The sequence below is a fragment of the Hymenobacter sp. HD11105 genome (genome assembly GCF_054051685.1).
On the sequence record NZ_JBSWBR010000002.1, the window covers coordinates 420,742 to 443,922 of the forward strand.

The 23,181-nt window shown below is 53.7% G+C and carries 17 protein-coding genes; 4 read left to right on the top strand and 13 right to left on the bottom strand.

The features are described from left to right. Nucleotides 1-26: 26 nt before the first annotated feature. A complete protein-coding gene (dnaB, locus tag ACW9KT_RS08185) occupies nucleotides 27-1,562 on the top strand; it encodes a replicative DNA helicase (protein ID WP_457080177.1) in 1,536 nt (511 codons plus the stop codon). 169 nt (nucleotides 1,563-1,731) lie between these two features. Here dnaB and ACW9KT_RS08190 read toward each other — a convergent pair whose 3' ends face one another. The 5 genes from ACW9KT_RS08190 to ACW9KT_RS08210 form a co-directional block, all read right to left on the bottom strand. Beyond that, nucleotides 1,732-2,232: a hypothetical protein gene (locus tag ACW9KT_RS08190; RefSeq protein WP_457079186.1), complete on the bottom strand. Its 501-nt coding sequence runs from the start codon at nucleotides 2,230-2,232 to the stop codon at nucleotides 1,732-1,734. Nucleotides 2,233-2,554: 322 nt separating this feature from the next. Beyond that, on the bottom strand, nucleotides 2,555-3,010 hold the full coding sequence (locus ACW9KT_RS08195; protein ID WP_457079187.1) for an ankyrin repeat domain-containing protein: 456 nt from the start codon (nucleotides 3,008-3,010) through the stop codon (nucleotides 2,555-2,557). 127 nt (nucleotides 3,011-3,137) lie between these two features. After that, a complete protein-coding gene (locus tag ACW9KT_RS08200) occupies nucleotides 3,138-4,370 on the bottom strand; it encodes a PepSY-associated TM helix domain-containing protein (protein WP_457079189.1) in 1,233 nt (410 codons plus the stop codon). A 94-nt stretch (nucleotides 4,371-4,464) separates the two neighbouring features. Beyond that, nucleotides 4,465-6,882: a TonB-dependent siderophore receptor gene (locus tag ACW9KT_RS08205; RefSeq protein WP_457079191.1), complete on the bottom strand. Its 2,418-nt coding sequence runs from the start codon at nucleotides 6,880-6,882 to the stop codon at nucleotides 4,465-4,467. Nucleotides 6,883-7,110: 228 nt separating this feature from the next. Continuing rightward, nucleotides 7,111-8,142, bottom strand: a complete 1,032-nt coding sequence (locus ACW9KT_RS08210) for an LLM class flavin-dependent oxidoreductase (protein WP_457079193.1) — start codon at nucleotides 8,140-8,142, stop codon at nucleotides 7,111-7,113. 230 nt (nucleotides 8,143-8,372) lie between these two features. Here ACW9KT_RS08210 and ACW9KT_RS08215 point away from each other — a divergent pair, with 230 nt between their 5' ends. Further along, on the top strand, nucleotides 8,373-10,067 hold the full coding sequence (locus tag ACW9KT_RS08215) for a T9SS type A sorting domain-containing protein (RefSeq protein WP_457079194.1): 1,695 nt from the start codon (nucleotides 8,373-8,375) through the stop codon (nucleotides 10,065-10,067). 87 nt (nucleotides 10,068-10,154) lie between these two features. On the opposite strand, the gene ACW9KT_RS08220 is transcribed toward ACW9KT_RS08215, so the two are convergent. Continuing rightward, nucleotides 10,155-11,738, bottom strand: a complete 1,584-nt coding sequence (locus ACW9KT_RS08220; RefSeq protein WP_457079195.1) for an MDR family MFS transporter — start codon at nucleotides 11,736-11,738, stop codon at nucleotides 10,155-10,157. A 127-nt stretch (nucleotides 11,739-11,865) separates the two neighbouring features. Here ACW9KT_RS08220 and ACW9KT_RS08225 point away from each other — a divergent pair, with 127 nt between their 5' ends. Continuing rightward, the gene (locus tag ACW9KT_RS08225; protein ID WP_457079197.1) at nucleotides 11,866-12,630 is read left to right on the top strand and encodes a sulfite exporter TauE/SafE family protein; all 765 of its coding nucleotides are present in this window, start codon (nucleotides 11,866-11,868) and stop codon (nucleotides 12,628-12,630) included. An 86-nt stretch (nucleotides 12,631-12,716) separates the two neighbouring features. Here ACW9KT_RS08225 and ACW9KT_RS08230 read toward each other — a convergent pair whose 3' ends face one another. After that, nucleotides 12,717-13,208, bottom strand: coding sequence for a hypothetical protein (locus ACW9KT_RS08230; protein WP_457079199.1), 492 nt, complete (start codon nucleotides 13,206-13,208; stop codon nucleotides 12,717-12,719). A 212-nt stretch (nucleotides 13,209-13,420) separates the two neighbouring features. Here ACW9KT_RS08230 and ACW9KT_RS08235 point away from each other — a divergent pair, with 212 nt between their 5' ends. Further along, nucleotides 13,421-14,476: an SDR family NAD(P)-dependent oxidoreductase gene (locus ACW9KT_RS08235; protein WP_457079201.1), complete on the top strand. Its 1,056-nt coding sequence runs from the start codon at nucleotides 13,421-13,423 to the stop codon at nucleotides 14,474-14,476. A gap of 123 nt (nucleotides 14,477-14,599) precedes the next feature. Here ACW9KT_RS08235 and ACW9KT_RS08240 read toward each other — a convergent pair whose 3' ends face one another. The 6 genes from ACW9KT_RS08240 to ACW9KT_RS08265 all read right to left on the bottom strand — a co-directional run bounded on the left by ACW9KT_RS08240 (nucleotide 14,600) and on the right by ACW9KT_RS08265 (nucleotide 23,148). Then, nucleotides 14,600-16,189: a carboxylesterase/lipase family protein gene (locus ACW9KT_RS08240; RefSeq protein ID WP_457079203.1), complete on the bottom strand. Its 1,590-nt coding sequence runs from the start codon at nucleotides 16,187-16,189 to the stop codon at nucleotides 14,600-14,602. A 29-nt stretch (nucleotides 16,190-16,218) separates the two neighbouring features. Further along, on the bottom strand, nucleotides 16,219-17,685 hold the full coding sequence (locus tag ACW9KT_RS08245; protein ID WP_457079205.1) for a glycoside hydrolase family 30 protein: 1,467 nt from the start codon (nucleotides 17,683-17,685) through the stop codon (nucleotides 16,219-16,221). A 204-nt stretch (nucleotides 17,686-17,889) separates the two neighbouring features. Continuing rightward, nucleotides 17,890-18,705 (bottom strand): DNA-formamidopyrimidine glycosylase, encoded by an 816-nt coding sequence (gene mutM, locus ACW9KT_RS08250; protein WP_457079207.1) that lies wholly within the window; start codon nucleotides 18,703-18,705, stop codon nucleotides 17,890-17,892. Between the two features lie 264 nt (nucleotides 18,706-18,969). Further along, complete coding sequence (locus ACW9KT_RS08255; RefSeq protein ID WP_457079209.1) at nucleotides 18,970-19,869, bottom strand: PhzF family phenazine biosynthesis protein; 900 nt, start codon at nucleotides 19,867-19,869, stop codon at nucleotides 18,970-18,972. Between the two features lie 113 nt (nucleotides 19,870-19,982). Next, nucleotides 19,983-20,870, bottom strand: a complete 888-nt coding sequence (locus ACW9KT_RS08260; RefSeq protein ID WP_457079211.1) for a membrane-binding protein — start codon at nucleotides 20,868-20,870, stop codon at nucleotides 19,983-19,985. A 493-nt stretch (nucleotides 20,871-21,363) separates the two neighbouring features. After that, a complete protein-coding gene (locus tag ACW9KT_RS08265) occupies nucleotides 21,364-23,148 on the bottom strand; it encodes an ABC transporter ATP-binding protein (RefSeq protein WP_457079213.1) in 1,785 nt (594 codons plus the stop codon). Nucleotides 23,149-23,181: the final 33 nt, after the last annotated feature.

The following is a 23,181-nucleotide window of genomic DNA, read 5'->3' on the forward strand; positions in this document are numbered from 1 at the left end:
TGAATGGCCGTCCTGCCGCCTTATCTATGACCGGCCCGGCGGGCAAATTGCCCCCCCAAGCGCGCGAATTGGAAGCCGCCGTGTTGGGCGCGCTTATGCTGGAAAAAGATGCGCTAACAACCGTTATCGACATTCTCAAGCCTCTTAGCTTCTACGACGACAAGCACCAGCGCATTTTCAAGGCTATTCTGAATTTGTTTGACAAGTCAGAACCGATTGATATTCTGACGGTAGTGCATGAGTTGCGGGAGATGGGCGAGCTAGAACCCGCCGGCGGCCACCACTACGTAGCCAACCTCACGTTTAAGGTAAATTCGGCCGCTAACATTGAATATCACGCCCGAATTATCACCGAAAATGCCATCAAGCGGGAGCTGATTAACATCGCTTCAACCATTCACCGCGACGCTTTCGAAGATACAACCGACGTATTTAACTTACTAGATCAAACGGAGCAAGCTTTATTCGAGGTTTCGGAATCCAACATCCGAAAAAACTTCGATGATATGCGCAGCCTAATGGGCAAGGCTATTAAAGAACTGGAGGAGAAGAAAAACCAGAAGGATGGCCTGACGGGCGTACCCAGTGGTTTCTCCGCCCTGGATCGGGTGACCAGTGGCTGGCAGCCTTCCGACTTAGTAATTATCGCGGCCCGGCCGGGTATGGGTAAAACCGCTTTCGTGGTATCCGCCATGCGCAACGCGGCCGTTGAATTCAAAAAGCCAGTCGCAATTTTCTCCCTGGAAATGTCCTCGCTTCAGTTGGTCAATCGTCTGATTTCGGCGGAAGCAGAGCTTGATTCGGAGAAAATCAAGAAAGGCAACCTAGCAGATTATGAGTGGGCGCAGCTCAATCATAAGATTTCGTCTCTGTCGAGCGCGCCAATCTTTATTGATGATACCCCCGCGCTCAGCATTCGGGAATTGCGCACTAAGTGCCGCCGCCTCAAGGCCCACCACGACATTCAGATGATCATCATCGATTATCTACAGTTGATGTCGGGAAATACAGATGGGGGAAAAGGAGCCGGCAACCGTGAGCAGGAAATTGCATCTATTTCGCGGGCACTTAAAGGAATAGCTAAAGAGCTAAATGTGCCCGTACTGGCTTTGTCTCAGCTCTCGCGCTCGGTAGAAACCCGTGGGGGCGATAAAAAGCCGCAACTAAGTGACCTTCGCGAATCGGGCTCTATCGAGCAGGATGCTGATATGGTTATCTTTCTCTACCGCCCCGAGTACTACAAGATTACGGAGGACGAAATGGGTAACCCTACCCAGGGAACAGGCGAAGTCATCATTGCTAAGCACCGTAACGGCTCTCTGGAAACCGTGCAGCTTAAGTTTATCGGTCGCTTCACCAAGTTTGCCGACCTCGACGGCGTCGGTTTCGGCGACGAGGCGGGTGGGTTTAACACGGGTGCCTTTCCCGCTAGTACGTTTGACGAAGATCCTTCCAGCTTCGCACCTAATACTATTCGCTTAGGCAGCAAAATAAATGATAATGGCCCTGGCCCAGTGCCTTTCCCCAAAAGCAATTTTGGGAATGATGACCCGCCTTTTTAAGCTGAAAGTTTTGGATGCGAGGGCAGGGATATATTTAAAGAGGGTTCTTGGTTTAAGGCCCGCACTCGCTCCCTTCTTTTAAGAAGATTACTGGTTGAGAAACAAACAAAAAGCGGCTGCCAATTTAAAGGCAGCCGCTTTTTTAGCGAATATATGAGCACTGAATGGTTTAGCGCTTATATTCTAATTCAGTGTAGGGCTCATTAGAGGCACCTACGCTACGCAGTTTTAATGAGGAGGCACTTAAAGCAACAACTTGATATTGCTTAGCTTGACCTTGCGTCAAAGTCAAAGTCTGACCATCAGCACTAAGTGCCCATGAACCAGCTTTTGCTGAAGACTTATTAGCAGATGCGTCAATAAATTCTGCATTGCAATCTACAGCGCCAGGTAGTTCTGTTAACTCACCCGTAGACTCGAAGTGCAGTTTATCATCCTTCTTGCAATCCTCTATCATTGCAAAGATGTTCGTAACCCTGGTGTTAGCCGAATTAGGCATAGGTACTACACCTTTTGAAGCGATCAACTGCCAGTTGCCAGGAATCTCAGCCTTTGCTGACGAAGATTGACTTGCAGATTGAGGAGTAGGGTTCTCTTCTAATTGCTTCTCGCAAGAAGCAAATAACATAGTACCTAGAGAAAGAGCAGCGAGCAGACGTACTTTGGTCATGAAAAGATGGAATAGTTAGTGAAAATAGGTGTGCAGACTTAGACTATACTAAAAGGTCGAGTCTAATGAGTTTCAGAGTAAAGAAGGGAGATTAAACAACTTTAAATGTATTAATGTAATACAATTGTTTAGTGATCCTACCTGCAAATATAAAGGGTCATTTTGAATTGGAGATCAACAACACATATAAATACCCATACAAAATTATGTCAATTGCACTTTAATTATAATTACTATTTAGTAACTCAGCATTTCGTAGCAATAAGTAAGTATTACTACAGAAAAATAATTGCTATTAAGTAGTATATAACGATTTATATACTTAAATTTTTTGCTTGCTTTCTAATAAGATAACCGCCTCTTTGTTACCACTCGATTTTGCACTTGCCAGAGCAGTGTTACCGTCTTCATCTTTAGCCTGAATATCTGCTCCACTAGTTAAAAGTACTTCTATCAGCTCTTTACTGCCTTTGCCGGCTGCATAATGTAAAGCAGTAGCTTGAAAAGCATCGCGCCAGTTGACGTTCGCTTTGTACTGTAGTAGCGATTTTACAACAGCTATGTTATTATTAGTAGCGGCTGTTATTAAATAACTTGTTGGGAAACCCGGTACTATTTCTATAGCCTGATTAGGATTAGCGCCATCTTTTAGTAGAGTTTCTACAGCAACGGTGTTATTCTTGAAAACGGCAGTATATAACTCCTTGCCTTTATCTTGGGCTATTGCTACGTAGGTATAACTGAAGAATAATAGGCAAAAAAGGGTAATCTTTTTCATGAAAAAGGGTGGTAAAGTGAGGAAGACATTGCGTAAAAGTACAATATCTTGTCATTTTTACCACCACTAAATATTTACAAAATAAAGAAGCCTTATGGCGAGTATTAGCTCAACCATAAGGCTTTTGTTAACTTGCCATAGTCAGGTGTTTTAGCTTTTTCTTCTTCTCCTTTTTAAGTCGGTTGAGCCAAAGAATAACACCCGTAATTGGGAAGGTAACGCCCAATACGCACACTATTAAAGCAATAACCTTGGATGGCATGCCGAAGATGGAGCCGGTGTGTACGGGTTTGAAAGAGCGGCGTACCCGTTGTCCTAAGTTACGGTCCTCAAAGGCGAGCTTGCCTAAAACTTGGCCCGTGTACTGATCAAGGTATAGTTCATCATTGGCCGACTCATGGGGGGCATTTGTGGGAAGCATAACCACACGTACCGCTTCGGCAGAATCTTTGGCTAGTTGAATGCTAATGTTCTCAGCCGTAGGCATCTGCTGACGCGCTATGCTGTAGGCCGCATCATAGGTCAGGCGAGTATCGGCGGAAGCAACAACGGATTTGGGTGGCTCGGGGCCTTTCATCTCCGAGTTGGTGAGGGTGAAGATGCCTTGGTTGAACCACTCGAATGACCAAGCTAAGCCCGTAAACGCGAACACAAATAAGAATAGAGCGCTATAGAAGCCGAGCACGATGTGAAGGTCGTGGTTGAGACGTTTCCAGCTAGCATCCCACTTTACGGAAAGTCGCTGGCGGAGCACCTTGCCTGTGGCTGGCCACCACAATACGATGCCCGTACCAATGATAAATAGGAAGAGCAGCGTGCTCACACCTACGATCATCTTACCCACAGCTCCGGCTACCATGCCACGGTGTAGGGCAAACATGGTGAAGAAGAATGTCTCGCGGTACACGTATGGACCTATCACCTGCCCTGAGTAAGGATTAACGAAGTACTTTGGCCCGCCGCCACCTTCACCACCGCCTTTAGGCTTGCCTTCAGCTTTACCTTCCTTGGCTGGCCCCCCAGCCTTTGATTTGCCTTCGCGCCCGCCTTGCTCGGCGCCACCTTTACCTGCTTTGTCATTAGCAGCTAGGCTAACCTCCACGGTGCGCGCGGGGTCAGTGTAGATTTTTAGGCCGGTTACCTTAGCTTGTGGCACACTCGCTTGTACAGCCTGGGTTATCTGCTGCAGGGAAAGGCGGGGCTGCGTGGTGGGTGTCGACACGAAATAACGCTCGGGGTGCCAGGCTTGCTCTAGCTCTTTCTCAAAGACCAATACGGCGCCAGTGAAACAGAGCACTGCGATGACCAACCCCGAGGCCAGACTGAGATAGAGGTGAATATTCCGCAAGAAAACCTTCATGGCAATAGTAGGCTGAAATCGATAAGTGGGGGGCAAATTTACGACAGAGCCCCGAACTGAAGCAGTCCGGGGCGTAAACTGACGGCAGTGCTACTTAGAATAACCGGTAAGCAAGCGTGCCAGAGAACTGACGTGGCATGATGGGGTTGATGCTATTGTCGTCGTGAGCATTGAAGTTATACACGTCTAGCAGGTTAGACGCTTTCAGGCGCAGGCTGACCCGGTCGATGGTGTAACCTACAGATAGGTCGAACAAGGTGTACGCTTCCAGCGGAATAAGACGGAAAGCATCATTTTCGACGGTGCGGCGTGTAGAACGACCGGCCTGACGCTCACCGATGTAGCTGGTCATAAAGCCGGCGTTCAAGCCTTTGAGGAAGGTGTCGCCGCCGAAGGTGTAAAACACGCTGAAGTTAGCCGTGTGGTTGGGGTTGTAGCGCAGCAGGCTACCTACTTCGAAGATATTGCTCTTGGTGTACTTTGTCTGGTTGTAGCTGTAGCCAGCAATGAACGACCACCCCTGATAAGGCTTGCTCAGCACGTCTACTTCTACGCCGCGGCTAGTAACCTCACCGGCAAGCTCCTGGGCGGTTGGTAAATCCTTGTTGAAGTTAGGCGCACCGGGCTGTACTGTCTGGGCCAGGTTGCTGTTCACAATCTGGTAGGCCGTTACGTTGGCTGAAAGCACTCCTTGGAAGAGATCGTTCTTGATACCTACCTCGTACTGGTCGAGGATGGAGGGAGGTAGAGCCGTACCTGTCACGTCGAGGCCGGAATTAGTGTTGAAAGAGTTGGAGTAGGAAGAGAACACCGACATAGTCTTGATCGGCTGATACACGATGCCCAGGCGGGGAGAGAAGGCCTCATCGAAGCGACGAGTCTTAGTGGTTACGTCGGTGCGGTAGGTGAGCACGTCGCTGGGCGTTTCCTGATATGTCCAGCGCAAGCCAGCCAATACCTTTAATTTCTCGCTGATGCTGATCAAATCCTGTGCGTAAATGCCGCCGCGCCGAGTGCCTCCCTTCGTGAGCTGGTTGCGCGTCAGGTTCGTAATGTCGGCGCGTACGCGGGGCTGAGCTAGTACTTTGTTCGGATCGTAGATGTTGATGGAATCGTAAGCGGCAGCTACATAGGAAGTGCTGCGGCTGTTATACTGGTCGCCATCAACGCCGACGAGAAGGTTATGGTTGATAGCTCCTGTGTTGAACTTACCCATCAAATCTACCTGGCCAAGAATATAGCCTTCCTTAGCACTGCTCTGCAGAGTATTGCGGAGCAAGTTGCCGTTGGCCCGGATGCCCGTAGGACGGGCCGCGCTCAGTAAGTTGTTGTCGTATAGTTGGTAGCCAGCGGTGGTGCGTACCTGCCAGTTTTGGGTAAGATGGTGGGTAAGGGTAAGGGTAGCGCTTTTCTGAGTGGTCTCGTTATTGGCCCAATCCGTGTTAAGGAAGCGGCTGCGAGGCACATTGGCAATCTCGTAGTTGATAGCGCCAATACCGTAGTCGGGGGTGCGGTTGTCCTTCAAATAGTCGCCTTCCAGCAGCAAGTCGGTTTTGGAACCTACTTTCACCAGTACCGAAGGATTCACGTAAAACCGCTCGCCCGTCACGCCATCGCGGAAACTCTGGGAGTTTTCGTAGCTCGTGTTCAGTCGGAAAGCTACGTGCTCACTGTTGTTAATGGCGCCGTACACGTCAAGAGTTGGCTTGTAGAAGCTGTAGCTGCCTACGCGCATCCCAATTTGCCCCCCAGACTGAAACTGCGGCTTTTTGGTAACTAAGTTGATTACGCCGCCAGCTGCCACATTGCCATAAAGGATAGCGGAGCTGCCTTTCAAGATCTCAAACCGCTCCAAGCCGCTCACCTCGGGCATCACGCCGTTGTTGTAGCGCACGCCATTTTTGAAGGTATTGTTGCTATTGAAGGCAAAGCCGCGGCCGGCAATTTCTTCCTGAGTGCCGCCGGTATTACCCATTACATATACGCCGCTCACATTTTGAAGGATTTCTCCTACGCGCAGAATCTGCTGCTGCTCAATTACTTCCTTGTTGATAGTGACAACGCTCTGCGGTAAATCGAGAGGGCGGATGGCCATCTTGCCTACGCTTACCGGCTGATCGTTCACAGTACGAGTGGCGGTTACGGTTACCTCAGCCAGTTGCTGGGCACTCTGCGCCAGCATGATGGGGGGCAAATTGATGGTTTGATCGGCTGCCAGAACTACGTCGATTTCCTGACGCCCAACACCTAAGTAGCTTACAACCAAGGTGTAGCTTCCAGCGGGCAGAGGAAGCCGAAAACGACCGTCGGCGTTGGTACTAGTGCCCATGGTTGAGTTTTTGACCAGAACACCGGCCTGCTCTACGGGCTGTCCATCTGCCGTTGTTACCTTACCCGTAACAAAGCCCCGATTCTTCTCTGAGTCGTCTGGCGTGCCTACTGATACTGGCGCAATAGAAGCAGTAAGATTGTGCTGACCATGACCTATAGCTGGAGCTAACAGCGTGGTCATTAGCAGGAGAGAAGTGGTAGAGAGGCGCATGTGCTTATTTAGAATCCTTAAAAACAATGCAAAGGAAATAGCTTATCTGGAATTAGTCAAAATAAACATGATGAAGTTTTTAATATATTTTTAAGACTCTGGTTTGTAATTAGTTTGTATAATCAACCACGCCTTTCTAAAACAAAGAAGCACCTGGCCTACTGGCCAGGTGCTTCAAAGCTGAAGGGAAATTGCCTTCTAGGCAACGGCCTGAGTTATTGGAGCTAGTTCAAATACATCAGCCAGTAATTCATAGGAACGCAGCCGATCAGCAAAATCATAGGTGATAGTAACGGCCGTAATTTCCTCCACACCGTAGCTCGCGGCCAGCTGAGTAAGCTGAGCGTGAACTTGCTCTGGCGTGCCGCTTACCATGCGCTGACGGTGGTAAGTAAGCCGGGCACGCAGCTCAGGCGATAAGGGGTAATTACGTACGGTGTCGTAAGAGCCAATAGATGTGTGGTCGCCGGTTTCGAGCTTGAGCATCTGCAAAGCCAGCGTTTCGGCTAGCTCCTCAGCTTTGGCTTCGGTATCGGCGCAGAGTACGAATAGTGCCACGGTAGCCCGCGGAGCCGCCAACTCATCGGAGGGACGGAAACGCTCTTTATACAGCCGCACCATATCGGGGCCGCCGATGGGGTTAATGAAGTGAGCGAAAGAGAATGATGCACCAATGTGGGCCGCAAATAAGCCGCTTTGTCCGCTGGAGCTAAGCAGCCATAGCTCCGGCATGGTGGTGGCAAAAGGCGCGGCTTTTACTTTTTCGTGTACCGTATTGGGGACTTTCTCATCGCGCAGGAAGCTGCGCAAGTCCATCAGTTGATCAATGAAATCTTCGTCGCGGAAGGTGTTTTGAGGGTTGAGTACGTGGGCCGTGAGGCGGTCCGTGCCGGGAGCGCGGCCCACACCCAAGTCGATACGGCCGGGGTAGAGCGTTTCGAGGAGGCGAAAGTTCTCTGCCACCTTCAAAGCGCTGTAGTGGGGCAGCATTACGCCCCCCGAGCCCAAGCGGATATGCTGGGTTTCGGCCCCTAGGCGGCCTAATAGCACCTCAGGCGCCGAGCCGGCCAGCGTGCCGGTATTATGGTGCTCTGACACCCAAAAGCGAGTGTAGCCCAGCTGGTCGGTGAGGCGAGCTAGCTGAATAGTTTCTTCGAGCGCCTGGCGTGCCGTGCCACCCTGACGAACGGGTGACTGGTCAAGCACGCTGAGGCGGAGTTTATCAATCATTATGCTGGGGAGTTTAGCCAAGAGTAGGTGCTATAACCCTCCGGTGCCTTCCGGTGTTCAGTCGGCTTCATTTTTACCTAGATATAGCTGATTTTAGGTAATCGATGTCAGTAATAACTGTAGACGTTAGATTATATTTTTTATAAAATTAATTACAATTTGTGCAACGGTTCTTATTTTAGTTTGTCCTCATGGGCAGCATTTATCCATCTATCTCAACAGTTACCATCATGACTAAACAATCTACTCTTCCGCTTAGGGCAGGTGCAATAGCACTTTTATTGAGCGTCTCGATTGGGCTTCAGGCCCAAACTTGGCAGTGGGCCTCAGGGCAGGCTAATGGAAGCACCGGAAACTCCCACGTATATGCGGCGGCCGTTGATCAGGCCGGAAACACAATAGTGGCCGGCGGCTTTTCTGGTACCATTGTATTAGGGAGTACCACCCTAACCAGTGCGGGTGGTAATGATGTCTTTGTTGCTCGCTTGGATAATGCGGGCGCTTGGACCCAGGCCGTACGAGCTGGCAGCACAGGCGATGATGTGGGCGTTGCCGTTGCTGTCGATGGTAATGGAAACGTAGCGGTAGCCGGCTTTTTCTTCGGGCCCAGAACCGACTTTGGTGCTACTTCTTTAACCAATGCTAATGGCAATGGTGACCGGAGCGATGCTTTTGTGGCTCGCCTGAGTAGCGCGGGTGCTTGGACCCAAGCTGTAAGCATTGGGGGGCAAAATAACGATGCCGCTACGGCGCTGGCCATGGACGGCAGCGGTAATATCGTTGTGGGGGGCAATTTTTCCAGCAACTCCGTCGCCTTCGGTTCGACAACGCTGACCAACGCTAACACCAACAGCAGCAACGATGGCTTTGTGGCTCGTCTTAGTAGTGCGGGCACCTGGACGCAGGCAGTGCGTAGCGGGAGCCCAGGAGATGACTTTATCCGCGCGCTGGTACTGAACCCGAACGGCAATGTCATTGTAGCGGGTGATTTTGCAGGTCCTACAACCGAATTTGGGACCATCTCGCTCACGAATAACAATACCACCCAATACAGTAGCGACATCTATGTAGCTCGTTTGAATAGTGCGGGCACCTGGACGCAGGCGGCGAGTGGGGGAGGCACTGGCAATGACTATGGCCGAGCATTATCAGCAGATGCGACTGGCAACGTGACCGTAGCCGGAAATATGGGCAGCGCTACGGCCACCTTTGGCCCTACCACTCTTACCAACGCCAACGCTGCGGGCACTACCAGCGACGTATTTGTGGCGCGCTTGAGCCCGACCAGCAACTGGACGCAGGCTGTACGCGGCGGCGGACCCGGTAATGATTATGCAAACGCAATGGCCGTTGACGCTAACGGAAGCGTCAGCGTGACCGGCTCCTTTGACGGTGCCCAAGCTACCTTCGGGACGATAGCACTCACCAATGCCAGCACGGCCGGTACTACTAGCGACATCTATGTAGCCCGCGTGAGCAGCGCCGGAGCCTGGAACCTGGCTCTGCGCGCCGGCGGAGCCAGCGACGATTTTGCTAATGCCTTAGCATTGGATGGAAGTGGCAATGCCGTGATAGGCGGCGACGTAGGAAGTACTTCGGCCACTTTTGGCACCATTACGTTACCAAGCGCTAACTCGGGGTACGCCGCCAAACTGATGGGGCTGGTGACGGCAAGCAGAAGCTCACGCGCGGTAGCTCCCTTTGCCCTGGCCCCCAATCCAGCCCACGAGCTAGTACAATTGAGTTGGTCGGAGAAGAAACAGGCCCAGCAACCTCTTTTGCTTATCGATGCGCTAGGGCGGGAGGTACGTCGGCAGCAACTGCCGCCTAATGCCACGCAGGCCACGCTGAACTTACAGGGCCTGTCGAGCGGAGTATATATCGTACGAATAGGTAGCAATACGCAGCGCCTACTGGTAGAGTAAGCAGCAGGTTAACTCCAGTTAGCGCAAGGCCCCGCCACAGGTTATCTGTGGCGGGGCCTTGTTCTGTATTGTATGCGCGCCAATGTTTTATTCGGCTATTGCGGGCTCACGCACGGCGTTTGTTTTTCGCAGGGGCAGCTCTGGAATAAACCAGGTAGTAATCCAGCCGGCAATCACCAACAGCAACGTGCATAGATAAATACGTGAAATGGCGTGGGTGAAAGCTGCTCGTACCACATCCTTAGGAAGCCCAGATAACCGAGCCAACCCAGTAGGTAGGGCGGGGCCTTCCGACACGATTATTTCGCTGGGAGAGTCTGCGGCTCTTGCCGCGGCTGGCAGCGACTGAGCCAAACTAGACGCCAGCACGGCACCCAGCCCGGCCGCCGCAATAGCGCCCCCTATTTGACGAAAAAACTGACTGGCCGATGTGGCCTGACCCAACAGGCGCGGCTCGATGGCATTTTGCACGGCCAGTGTGTACAGCGGCATGCTAGGCCCTAGTCCGAGGCCGCATAGCACCACGTAAAACAGCACCTGGTAATACGTTACGTTATCCGGCATAGAAGCCAGCAGACTTAAGCCCGTCATGAGCACCACGCCGCCGCCCAGCATCCAACGCTTGTAGTGGCCAAAGCGCGATACCATCTGTCCGGCCAGCATCGACCCCGTAACTACACCCAACGAGAGCGGAATAAGGCTGACACCGGCTTGGGTAGCGGTGGTGCCCAGCACATTCACCAAGAACAAGGGCTCAAAAATGATGATGCTCAAAAAAGCGCCCCCCAAGAGGAAAAGCGCCAAGTTGACGGTGCGAAAGACTTTGTTATCGAAAAGCGAGAAGTCCAGAATAGGATTAGAAGCGCGCTTAGAACGCACCACAAATAGAATTAGAGCCGTGATGGATAGGGCAAAAAGGCCTAGCGTAGTGGGGGAGGTCCAGCCATACTGTACTTTGTTGATCTGCAACGCAATTACCAACGGCCCCAGACCCAGCATGAGCAGCAACGCAGCCACATAGTCGAGGGATTGTTGCTCGCCACGGGGGCGCAGGGCTGGCATTCGGGATAAAATAAACCAGAGGGCCAGCGCGCCTAGCGGCAGATTAACGTAAAAGACTAAGCGCCAGCCTTCCACTCCCGGTACTAGGCCGTCGCCGTGGTCGGTTAAAAGGCCCCCCAGAAAGGGCCCGAGCACCGATGATACGCCAAACGTGGCACCCACAAAGCCTTGGTACTTGCCGCGCTCGGCGGGGGGAAACAAATCGGCGATGATGATGAAGGCCATAGCAAACAAACCGGCCCCGCCGAATCCCTGCACGGCCCGGAAGATGATCAACTGACTCATGCCATCGCCCAGCAGGGGCAAGGTACCAAACTCCCCAGCCAAGCCGCACAAAGCCGAGCCAAAGAGAAACACCAGAATAGCCGTGACCTCAATTGTGCGCCGCGAGTACATGTCGGCTAGCTTACCATAGATGGGCACTAAAGCCGTGCTCGCGACCAGGTAGGCTGTTGCTACCCAAGTAAAACGGTCGAGCCCGTGCAAGTCACCTACGATGCGGGGTAGAGCCGTGGCTACGATGGTTTGGTCGAGGGAGCCCAGAAAAAGTGCCAATAGCACACCAGCCAGGGTAAACAGTTTGGTGCGTTGGGTAAGCGAGTTAGTCATAGGTAAATAAGTCGGACTGAGTTACGCGGCAGCGGCTTGGAGGTTGTTGGCATCGACCCCAACGTTTTTTGCTTACAACTGCCACTAGCCAATTACCTTCGCCGCTCGATTTCAAAAAAGCCCCCCAATGACCATCACCCTGGCCTTGCTTTGTTTTTTTGCCTTTCTGGCTGGTTTTATTGATTCGATGGTAGGCGGGGGCGGCCTGATTCAGTTGCCGGCCATGCTGCTGCTGCTTAAAGGTACCGTACCCGATCCGACTATTTTCGGAACGGGCAAAGTGTCGGCGCTGGCGGGCACCACGCTGGCCCTGCGGCGCTACATGGGACAGGTGCCCATCCGCTGGCCCGCGCTCGGACCTACGGCCGTGGTTGCCGGTCTGGCTTCTTTTGCCGGTGCTCGCTTGCTCACGCTCTTTCCCCCAGAGCTGCTGCGGCCGTTGGTGCTGGGTCTGCTGGTGGTTATTGCGATATATACCTTTTGGCGCAAAGACTTTGGCTCTATTCACGCCCCGCGCCTTTCCGACCGGCGCGAGTTGCTCTACGGCTTGCTCGTTGGGCTTGGCCTCGGGTTTTACGATGGCTTCTTTGGACCGGGTACGGGCAGCTTTTTGCTGTTTGCCTTCGTGGGGCTGTTTGGCTACGACTTTCTGTCGGCTTCGGCTTCGGCCAAGCTAATCAATGCGGCTACCAACTTGGCGGGCGTCGCCTACTTTGCCTTCACCGACCAGATTCTCTACCGCGTGGCCCTGCCCATGGCCGTTTGTAATATGCTTGGCTCGGTGCTCGGCACGAGCATGGCGCTCAAGCGCGGCACGGGCTTCGTGCGAGTGCTGTTTCTGGTGGTCGTGTGCGCTATTATTATAAAGCTGGGGGTGGATACGTTCAGCTAAATGGCTAGGAACCTGCCTAATAACAGCTATAGATATAAAAAAGCCCCCCAGAAATATTTCTGGGGGGCTTTTTTATATCTGTGACTTTAGTCTTGGCTGCTGGGCAGGCCAGGTACCGGATTGCCCTGGGCGGCGCTAGTGTTTGGTACGCCCATTTTCTCTTCGCGCTTGCGCTGGTAGCGGGCAAACTGATCCGGCGACAAGACATCTTTCAGCGCTGCTAAGCGCGATTGACCTATGTCTTCTACTACTCCATTAAGCTTGCGCAAATCGGTGCGGTAGCGCAGACGGGCCGTTTCCACGTTGCGCACGCTGGTCACATTTATCTTGTTTACCTTCTCCAATTGGGCCGGATTCAAAGCCAGCGCTTGTCGCATGTTGTCGGTTAGGGCTTTCGCGCGAGCTTCTATCTTGGCCTCATCGAGGGCAGGAGTGGGGGCTGCGGCAGCAGGCGTGGCGGCTGGTTTGGGTTTGGTGGCTGCAGTAGTGGGAGCTTTGGGTTTAGCTGCGGTTTGAGCCTGCGCAAAGCTTGGTGCTAGCAAAAGCAGAAGAAAAGTGGCAAGAAGGGAAGTCTTCATATCAAAGGAGAAAAACGAGGGCTGTACTTGGCGCCCGATGCAAAGATGCGGCAGAAAAAGAAAGCCGGAACACGCTTTCCAGCACGTAAATATGATGCCAGAAAGAATTAATGGGCTTGTAACGCAGATTGTCGTGCATTCATGCCCGAGCTTTGCAAAATTTTGCCCCCCAGCCGGTGTAACCTTTGCCCTTGGTTTCGCTTACTAGAAGCATGAAGCAAAAATCCCAAACTAACTGGTTGGCACTGGCGGGCGCAGGTGCCTTGGTGGCCGCCGCTGCCTTGTGGTCGAACCGTCGCGGCTCCTATGATCTGGCAGGCCGCGTAGTCCTTATTACTGGTGGCTCGCGCGGGCTAGGCCTAGTGCTGGCTCGTCAAGCCGTAGCCGAAGGCGCCAAAGTAGCTATCTGCGCTCGCGACGCCGAGGAACTGGAGCGCGCACGGCAGGAGCTGGCTGCTGGTGGCACTGAAGTAGTGGCCCTGCAGCGCGACCTCACCGACCCCGAAGCCGTGCGCTCCCTCATTGCCGAGGTGCAGCAGCAGCTAGGCTTCATTGATGTGCTCATCAACAACGCAGGCATTATCACCGCTGGCCCCCTCGACCATATGGAGTTGCGCGAGTACCAAGATTCGATGGATACGCACTTCTGGGCGCCGTTGCACGCCATGCAGGCGGTATTGCCGGCCATGCGCCGCCGCGGCGAGGGCCGTATTGTGAATATTGCTTCCGTGGGGGGCAAAGTGCCGATTCCGCACCTGGCGCCTTATTGCGCCAGCAAGTTTGCGCTGGTTGGTCTCTCCGAAAGCTTCCGTATTGAGCTTAAGCAGCATGGCATTCTGGTTACTACCATTTGCCCCAACTTGCTGCGTACGGGCAGCGCCCGCCACGCAATCATCAAAGGCAAGCACAAAGAAGAGTACTCCACCTTCGCCGTGGCCGACTCCCTGCCGGTACTGACATTGGGTGCTGAAGCCGCCGCCCGCCGAATTTGGGACGCCTGCCGCCGCGGTGACGCTGAGGTGATTGTAGGCACGCCCGCTAAGCTGCTAGCCGGTTTGCACGGCCTCATTCCCGGCACCACCACCGACCTGCTGAGCTTGGTAAACCGGGCCTTGCCGGGCGAAAACGGAGAAATGGGCGATGAGCGCCGCCACGGCTACGAAAGCGAGACGCCCATCACGCGTTCCTGGCTAACTACGCTCACGCAAAAGGCCGAAAAGGAAAACAACGAGCTGGTTAAGAACGCAGATCCTTCTGAAGTGCCGTAGGGTTTCTAGGTGAATAGCTGCGTAGGAGTGAACTGACTAATACCTCTTCTTTGGCTAAGGTTAACCGTTTTACCAGCGGCGGTTCTACTATATGTGAATCTAAGCCGAAATTCAGGCAAGTAGTTATTTACTAAATAACTGATCGAGAAGAAGATATCGGGCGCGGTGCTGATCTGGCTCTGCGCCCGTTTTTACGTCTATGCGCATCACTTGGCTGTTTCCACCGGCTTTTGTGGCGGGCCAGGTAGGAAGCCCAGGGTTATTTGGGTTGCCGGTTTTGATGAAATTGGCGAAGTAGTTCTGCATCATCTCCGACACTTTATAGTCATCGGGTGTCCAGGCGTATACCTTGTTGGTAGGCAAATTTCCCAAAGCATATTCAATCTCTGCTGAGTGCGCTGCCCCGCGCGCAGCGGGGACATTGCCAGCGGTTGGGTTCATAGCGGGGCGGGGGCGAGCATAGAGGTAACGATACACGGGCTGCCCACTGGTTTGGGCCTGCATATCGGCCAGCTTCCAGGTACTATAGGCAATAAACCGGTCTCCGGCTAGGTCGGTGGCTGCTTGCTCTGCTTCCTGGGGCGTGTTAGCGGGGTATAACTTCAGTACCTCCTCAGCGCGTTCAGGATATAGCTTTTGCACAGCTTTGCGAAAATTGTCGGGCGTGGGTGGCTCCTGACCAAGCAAGAATGGATGACTCATTTCCTGCGAATTCCAGCCCACTAGCAGCGGCACCCGCGCCTGCTGACCGGCCGCGAATGTGGCCGTGGGCATCTGAGTGAAAAAGTAGCCATCAAGTGTGGGCGCGAAGCGTGGCACGCCAGGCTTGCTCGCCGCTTCGAGTAGCTGCTGAGCCGGTAGCGCCCGCAAAGCCGCCAACGATGAAGCGCCAATGCTGGCAGCAAAAGCAGCCCCATTTTTCTCCCCTTCCGCTAGTGGGATAGGTCCGAAGGTAGTGTTCAGCATTGAGCCGCTTTCGCCAATAGCGCGGGCAAACAACGCCTTCGACAAAGGCGACGCCATCTGCGCACTTACCGACATGGAGCCCGCCGACTCGCCAGCAATCGTTACCTGCTTCGGGTCGCCGCCAAAGGCCGCGATGTTCTGCTGTACCCAGCGCAGGGCGGCGCTTTGGTCCAGAAAACCATAGTTGCCCGACGCCTTGTTGGGTGATTCTTGGGTGAGTTCAGGGTGAGCCAGAAAGCCGAAAATGCCGAGTCGGTAGTTCACCGTCACGGCTACGATTCCGTGGCGCGCCATGCTTTCGCCGTCGTAGCGCGGCTCCGAGCCGTCGCCTGCAATAAAGCCGCCCCCGTAGAAATACACCAGCACTGGCAGCTTCTCCCGCCCCGACTTGGCCGGCGTCCAAATGTTGAGATATAAGCAGTCCTCACTTACGCCCTTAGAGCGAAAAATCATATCGCTGTAGATGGGCAGCTGCATAGCCTGGGGGCCAAATTGCTTAGCCTCCCGCACACCCGCCCAGTTCTTCACCGGCTGCGGAGCCTTCCAGCGCAGCTCACCAACGGGCGGAGCTGCAAATGGCACTCCCTTGAACTCCCGCACACCACTGGCCGCAGTACTGCCTTCCAGCACGCCCGAAGCAGTTTGCACTCTGTTAGCCGTGGCATTTGTGGGGGGCTTTTTTGTTTGGGCCAGCGCGAACGGCGAGCCTTGCACAGCTAGAAGCGCAACCAACATTAGTGTTTTCATAAGAGCCAGGACGGTAGAAAGCGAAGAGCTTAGTTAATCACAAACGTCATGATGGAGTGCGGCTGGCTCACCACGGCGGTGGCTTGATCGCGTAACCACAGCTGGAAGTCCTGCTTGTTATTGCTGTCGTTCATCACCACTACCGCCACTTTGCCGTCCGTATTTAAGAAGGCAGTGGCGCTCAAGAAGTCCCGATTGGAAGAGGTAGTAATACGCTTAGCTCCGGGACGGATAAACTTCGAAAAGTGCCCGATATAGTAGTAGCTATTGGTATACAATAGCTTACCACTGCGGGTATCACCGATAATGGGCGCGTAGCAAAAGTTTTGCACGTGATTGGGGCCGCCGGTTTCGTCCAGCAGCACATTCCAATCGGTCCAGCCCACGGTGCCGCTGTTGAAGTCGTTGATCATCGAGTGCCCGTACCGCTCGCCCAGAGCCCAGTCATCTACTTTATCGTAGTTGAATTTCTCTACGCAACCTTCCGTGAAGATTAGGTTGGTGTTAGGATAGGTTTCGTGCACCCGGCGGAGATTATCAAACTGCATCTTGCTGCCGGTCCAGGTTTCGTACCAATGGTAGCCAATGCCCCACACGTATTGGGCGGCTTTGGGGTCATCGAGGATGGTGCTGGCCCGCTGATACACCTGGTCGCGGTTATGATCCCAAGCAATGAGCTTCCGGTCGCCGAGGCCACCTTTTTTCAGTGTTGGACCGAGATAATCGCGAATAAAGTCGCGCTCCTCCGCGGCCGTAAAAATGCACGACTCCCACCGCTGTTTAGCCATGGGCTCATTCTGCACGCTCAGGCCCCAAATAGGAATACCTTGGCGCTCGTATTCCTTAATGAACTTCACGTAGTAATCAGCCCAATTCTGCCGGTACTGAGGCAGCAGCTTGCCGCCTTGCAGCATCGAGTTGTTGTCCTTCATCCAGCCCGGCGGGCTCCAAGGACTCACGTACATCGTCAATTTGCCCCCCGCAGCCGCTTGCGCCTGCTTGATAAATGGAATGCGGAATTGCTCGTCGTGCTTTACGCTGAAAGTTTTCAGGCTTTCATCTTTATCGGCTATATAAGTGTAAGGGCCAGTCGAGAAATCGGAGCTGTGAATTGTTGTTCGGGCCAGGGTATAGCCAATGCCGTTGGTCGGGCTATAATACGCTTGCAAAAACTCCTGCTGCGTGGCCTTCGGCAGCTTAGCGAAAGTTTCGGCGGCTGCATCGGTCAGCGCTCCACCGATGCCGAGCATGGTCTGAAACGTTTTAGTAGGATCAACAAAAACACAAACCTGGGTTTCCAGGGGTTGTGCCTCGGGCTTAAAAGCCAATGTTTCGCCTGCTGCCAAACGCAGTTGGGTGTTAGCTGCCGTAGTATACACCAAAGCTTTTTTACCAACCGCTGAGTAGCCGAGCGAAGCTTTCGAAGCCGACTGGGCCATGGAGTTGGTGAAAGCCAATGTGGCCAACAGCAGGGTAGGGAATAGTTTGTTGATCATAGGTAGAATAAAGTATAGGCGCTGTCCACCTTCGCCATCGGCTACCTCCGATACATAGGATGGAGCAGCTAGGAAGATACAAGTAACATCTGTTTTGAATAAAAGCTGAGCTATTTTCAATCAGCACAACTTACCAAGCATGTGAATCCTGATCTGGTATTTAAAAAAAGCCCCTCAGAAACCTTCTGGGGGGCTTTCTCTAAACTAAGCAACCTGGCAGCGCGGACACACATAAGTTGCGCGTCCGCCTACGTAACTCTTGTCGATTAATACTTTAGGATGGCGCGGACAGTACTTGTGCTGTTCCGAGCCGGGCGTAGCGGAGTCGTCCCACTCGCGGGCGTGAATAAGGAAGGAGGCCGGAAAATGACGGTAGGTAGCTTCGTGCTGAATAGCGGTTTGAAGCACCAGTTGAATGGCCGCACTCAACGCTTTATACTCATTGTCAGTCAGCGTATTAGCTATTCGTTCCGGATGCAGTTTGGCTTGGAATAGTACCTCATCGACAATCCAGTTGCCCAGGCCCGCCGTGATGCGCTGATCAAGCAACAAAGGCTTAAGAATAGTCTTTTTGCCCCCCAGCGCCTGCCTTAGGTAGTCAGCGCTGACATCGAGTGCGTCGGGGCCAAGCTTTTTCGCTTTTTGATACGCTTCCACGCTTTCAGCGAGGCGAATCCGACCGAACTTGCGCGGGTCGATGAAGGCTACGCGCAGGCCGTCGGCGAGGTGCAGGGCCACGCGGGTAAAGCGGGGAGCATCGTGGTCGTCGCGATAGGCGCCTACATCGCCAGTCATGCCAAAGTGCAGGGCCAGCACGGCGCCGTCGTTCAGCTCCAGAAAGCAGTTCTTACCAATGCGGCGGGTGGCAGCTACCTGCCGGCCAACTACGCGCTGGCGCAATGTGTCTTCGTCGGTACCGAGCACGTGCGCGTCGCGGACTTCAAAGGCAGTAATGGGTTGATGGAGAATGATATCATCGAGAAACCGGCGGTAGGTTTCTACTTCGGGAAGTTCGGGCACGAGGAGGAGCGGGTTGTTGAGTAAGAATAAAAAATGCCCTCTGAGGGCATTTAGTAGCGGGCTTGAGAGTCCCATTTCTTAACCAAATTTTTGCGCCGAAGTTCAGCCTAACAACTCGCAATTTGAACGCCGTTAAGACGCGGTACTTCGTGTCTCAATTATTGCTGATGGTAGTGGCCGTTGTTTAATTGGTGCAGTCCCAATCATTTGATGAGGAGATGCAAATACGTATTCCTACCGCGTTTCGCGCCGCTCAATTGTGCCTTAAATCCGCATAGTGCCAACGGCAACTACTACGGCGGTGCCGCCAATCTGCACCATCTGTATTGATTCGTGCGAACCGCGCACGCTCACTTGCACCGTACCGGGCCGACCCATCCAGTGGCCCTGCTCGGCTACAAAATTGAGGGAGTCGAGGTAGCGGTAATGCCATAAATAAGCCGCCATGCCGCCGGTGGCCGAACCAGTTACCGGATCTTCCAGGGTATCGGGAGGTACTCCGAAATGGCGGGCAAAGGTGTGCCCGGCCGGAGTAGCGCCACCCAGGCAGAATAAGTGTGGACTGAAAAAGTCGCTGCCCGCACGATACTCGCGGAAGGCGACAGGCTCGGGCGGAGTGGCGCGGCGCAGTGCTTCGTGGTCGCGTAGCAGCACCATTAGCTGGGGTGTACCCGTACTCACGGTTTGAATGAGCGCGCCGGGGTAAAGGTCATCGGGTGTGAGGCCGAAAAAGGGCAGCACCACGGCCGGATCATGCACGGCCCCGAATATTGGGCGACGCTGCGTCATGACTACGTGCGTCGGCTTTTGCCCCCCAGGCGCTAATACATCAATTTGAATAGGCCCTTCCTGCAACTCCAACTGCAAGGTGGTATGGATACCCGCTAGGGGCAACCGGCCCGCATAGATCAGGGCCGTGACGGCGGCGATGGTGGGGTGGCCAGCCAGCGGAAGCTCTTCGGCGGGGGTGAAATAGCGTAGCGCGAAATCAGCCGTGGCTGAGCGGCGCACAAATACCGTTTCAGACTGGTTGAACTCTCGGGCCACCTTCTGCATGACTTCGGCGGGTAGTTCATCAGCATCAAACACTACGGCGCACGGGTTACCGCTCAGCGCTGTTTGGGTAAACGCATCAACAAGTAAAAAAGGGTACGAAATGGGCATAGGTGTGGATAGATCGGAACCCCTAAGGTAGGAAGACGGCGGCGAGTTAGGATATAAAAAAAAGCTAATTCCCCGGCCGGAGAATTAGCTTTAGTCAAAAACTCAACCAATCCTTAAGAAGGGTCGGAAAGGCGGCCTACCTGCTCGCCATCGGGGTCAAATACGCCACCGTTAGCACTCACATACAGGCGGCGCTGCTGCCCATCGGTGAGCACGTAGGGGAAAGCACGGCTGCCTGAACGAGTAAGTTTGCCCACCACCTCGGCCGATCGATTGTTACGTCCTAAACGCACCACGCTGAGGCGGTCAGTGAGGTAATATTGCTCGTCTGGATTATTGCGGAAGGTGATCTTACCGATAACACTCACCGTATTGCTAGCCGTATGAACGGGAGTTGCAGGAGGCGTACGCTGGGTGAGTACTGCCGGCGCGGCAGAAGGCGCGGTAGTGTTGGCACTGGCCACAATCTGGTTATTGGCTCGCTGCCATCCCTCGCCAATTGCCTTCAGGCGGGTAGGACGGCCGGGGTGCGTAGCTGAAGCCTGATCATCGGCAATGACGGCCATTGCAGCCTGGGCTTGAGCTAGGCTAGCACCCATTTTGCGCAGCACGAAGCCCGAAAACTCATCAGCTTCCAGCTCGTCGGTGGGGTTGCTGCCGCCGGCGCGCAGGGTGTGGCCATTGAGGTGGTGACCCATTTCGTGAGCCAGAATGCTGATGCCCGCCCAGTCGGTGCGACCGGCCTGATTCACAGCGCCCACAAACTGCGGATTGTATAGTAAGTAGCGCTGGCCGTTATAGACAACAGCAGCGGCATTTTGTACTTCAGTGGTCGAGCGCAATTCAAAGCGAGGCTTCAAACCGACTACATCGGTGATTTCGCGCAGCACGTCGCGACGGGCACCGGTGCTGGTTTGGGCCGTGGCGTCGAGATTAGTTAAAAAAAGCCCCCCAGCAAGCAACAGGCCTGCAAAACGGCGGAAGATGCGGTTGGTTTTCATAGTCAAGGTTATGTGAAGTAAACGCTGTAGACCGGCAAATTTCCGGCCGGAAGGCCAAGGCAGTCAGCTTGTCAGCGGTTTAAAAGCACAACGTTAATCGGTGGTATTTTCGTTTGAATTTTACGGAAAAAGTGAAATTTGGTGATTGAATAATTCTGTGATTAAACCTTTGTACGAGTAAATAGTCAGCCGTTATGCTGGGTGACTCTAGGGCGGGAATTATGGTGGCGGCTTCAAATAGACAGGCGGTCATGCAGAGGCGGAGCCGATACATCTCGCGTGCTGGTATTGCAATTGTCATTACCTATAAGGTGTCGCCAAAAGGCGTCTGTCATCCTGACGAAGGAAGGACCTTCCCACAGCTGAACAATAAACCGGGCAGGTGTGAGAAGGTCCTTCCTTCGTCAGGATGACAGAACGGGAAAGCAACGACCGCGAGCGAGATGCTTCGCTGCGCTCTGCATGACCGCCTTTATACTAATGAGGTCTGCTCTTACCTGACGGCCTCTGTCAGCTCCGTAACGGCCGTACGCTCCCCAATTTGCTGGCGCCACATGGCATAGTACAAACCTTTGGAGGCCAGCAGCTCGGCGTGGCGGCCCTGCTCGGCGATGCGGCCCCGCTCTAGCACATAGATGCGGTCGGCGTGAAGCACGGTGCTTAGCCGGTGGGCAATGAGGATGGTAATGTGCTGGCGTGAGCCCGAAAGCTCCCGCACCGTCTGGCTGATTTCCTCCTCCGTAAGCGAATCTAGCGAAGAGGTAGCTTCATCAAAAACCAGCAGCGTTGGGCGGCGCAATAGTGCTCGGGCAATACTGAGGCGTTGCTTTTCGCCCCCCGATACTTTCACGCCGCCTTCCCCAATAATGGTATCCAAGCCTTGCGGAGCGCGGGCCAATAGGGAGTCGGCGGCGGCTTGGTGCAGGGCGCGCAGACACTCTTCGTCGGTGGCCTGGGGCGCTACGAAGAGCAGGTTTTCGCGGATGGTGCCGGCAAAGAGTTGCGTGTCCTGAGTTACGAAGCCGATTTGCTCGCGTAACTGGTCCAAGTCGAGGTCGGAGCCGGGTAAGTCATTATAAAGAATCTGTCCGCTGGCGGGCGGGTACAAGCCTACAAGCAGTTTTACCAGAGTCGTTTTGCCAGAGCCTGAGGGCCCAACGAAAGCAATGGTTTCGCCGAGTTTGGTATTGAAGGAAATCCCATCGAGGGCCGCATTATTGGCCGATAAGTGCTGAAAGCGGACGTCAACGAAACGTAGCGTTTGAATCTGCTCAATGCGCTGGGGGTTTGTAGGTTTAACTTCTTTCGGCGTGTCGAGAATCTGCTGATAGTTAGCCAATGAGGCTTCGGTTTCGCGGTAAATGTTGATGATGTTGCCCAACTCCTGCAAGGGCCCGAAGATGAAGAAAGAGTAGATAAATAAGGAGAAGAATTCGCCAACGCTGATACGCCCGTTCACCACCAGAAACAGCATGAGCAGCAGAATGCCATTGCGCAGCAAATTCACGAAGGTGCCTTGAATGAAGGACAGGGAGCGGATATAGCGCACCTTTTTCAGTTCCAGCTTCAGAATCTTCTCGGTAGTGGCATTGAGGCGAAGGGTTTCTTGCTGGCCCAGCCCCAGGCTCTTGACCAACTCAATATTGCGCAGACTCTCGGTGGTAGCCCCGGCCAGGGCCGTGGTTTCGGCTACGATGGTCTTCTGCAATACCTTGATTTTCTTGCTTAGCACTGAGCTTAAAAAGCCCAGCAGCGGAATGGTCAGAAAGTAAACGGGCGCAATAACCCAGTACACCGAAATTGCATAGACGACCACGAAAATAATGCCCACTAGCGAGGTAAAGAGCACGTTAACAAAGCTTTGAATCAGCTTCTCCACGTCGGAGCGCACCTTCTGGAGCTTGCCTAGTGTCTCGCCGGAGCGCTGATCCTCGAACACTTGGTAGGGCAACTCTAGGGAGTGCCGCAGGCCATCGGAATAGAGCTGGGCGCCCAGGCGCTGGGTGATGACGTTGACGTAGTAATCCTGGAAATTTTTAGCGATGCGCGATACCATCGCTACGCCCATGGCCGCCAGAATGAGCAGGCCGGCGCCGCGAATAAAGGTACTAGCGTTGATATCGTGCAACTCCCCGCCAGGCTGCACCACATACTGGTCAATGATTTTGCGAAAAATCCAGGGGTCGAGGAGGGAGAATATCTGGTTGACAGCTGCTAGAGCCAAAGCCAGGGCTAGTAGGCCCCGGTATTGGCGAAGATAAGAGTAGAGAAGGCGCATGGTGAAGGGAGATTAGGGCAGAGTAGCAGCGGA

Bases quoted from the DNA above. Each gene is read 5' to 3' on its own strand.
- dnaB (WP_457080177.1), top strand. From the start codon at position 27: ATGACCGGCCCGGCGGGCAAATTGCCCCCCCAAGCGCGCGAATTGGAA.
- ACW9KT_RS08190 (WP_457079186.1), bottom strand. From the start codon at position 2,232: ATGACCAAAGTACGTCTGCTCGCTGCTCTTTCTCTAGGTACTATGTTA.
- ACW9KT_RS08195 (WP_457079187.1), bottom strand. From the start codon at position 3,010: ATGAAAAAGATTACCCTTTTTTGCCTATTATTCTTCAGTTATACCTAC.
- ACW9KT_RS08200 (WP_457079189.1), bottom strand. From the start codon at position 4,370: ATGAAGGTTTTCTTGCGGAATATTCACCTCTATCTCAGTCTGGCCTCG.
- ACW9KT_RS08205 (WP_457079191.1), bottom strand. From the start codon at position 6,882: ATGACCACGCTGTTAGCTCCAGCTATAGGTCATGGTCAGCACAATCTT.
- ACW9KT_RS08210 (WP_457079193.1), bottom strand. From the start codon at position 8,142: ATGATTGATAAACTCCGCCTCAGCGTGCTTGACCAGTCACCCGTTCGT.
- ACW9KT_RS08215 (WP_457079194.1), top strand. From the start codon at position 8,373: ATGACTAAACAATCTACTCTTCCGCTTAGGGCAGGTGCAATAGCACTT.
- ACW9KT_RS08220 (WP_457079195.1), bottom strand. From the start codon at position 11,738: ATGACTAACTCGCTTACCCAACGCACCAAACTGTTTACCCTGGCTGGT.
- ACW9KT_RS08225 (WP_457079197.1), top strand. From the start codon at position 11,866: ATGACCATCACCCTGGCCTTGCTTTGTTTTTTTGCCTTTCTGGCTGGT.
- ACW9KT_RS08230 (WP_457079199.1), bottom strand. From the start codon at position 13,208: ATGAAGACTTCCCTTCTTGCCACTTTTCTTCTGCTTTTGCTAGCACCA.
- ACW9KT_RS08235 (WP_457079201.1), top strand. From the start codon at position 13,421: ATGAAGCAAAAATCCCAAACTAACTGGTTGGCACTGGCGGGCGCAGGT.
- ACW9KT_RS08240 (WP_457079203.1), bottom strand. From the start codon at position 16,189: ATGAAAACACTAATGTTGGTTGCGCTTCTAGCTGTGCAAGGCTCGCCG.
- ACW9KT_RS08245 (WP_457079205.1), bottom strand. From the start codon at position 17,685: ATGATCAACAAACTATTCCCTACCCTGCTGTTGGCCACATTGGCTTTC.
- ACW9KT_RS08255 (WP_457079209.1), bottom strand. From the start codon at position 19,869: ATGCCCATTTCGTACCCTTTTTTACTTGTTGATGCGTTTACCCAAACA.
- ACW9KT_RS08260 (WP_457079211.1), bottom strand. From the start codon at position 20,870: ATGAAAACCAACCGCATCTTCCGCCGTTTTGCAGGCCTGTTGCTTGCT.
- ACW9KT_RS08265 (WP_457079213.1), bottom strand. From the start codon at position 23,148: ATGCGCCTTCTCTACTCTTATCTTCGCCAATACCGGGGCCTACTAGCC.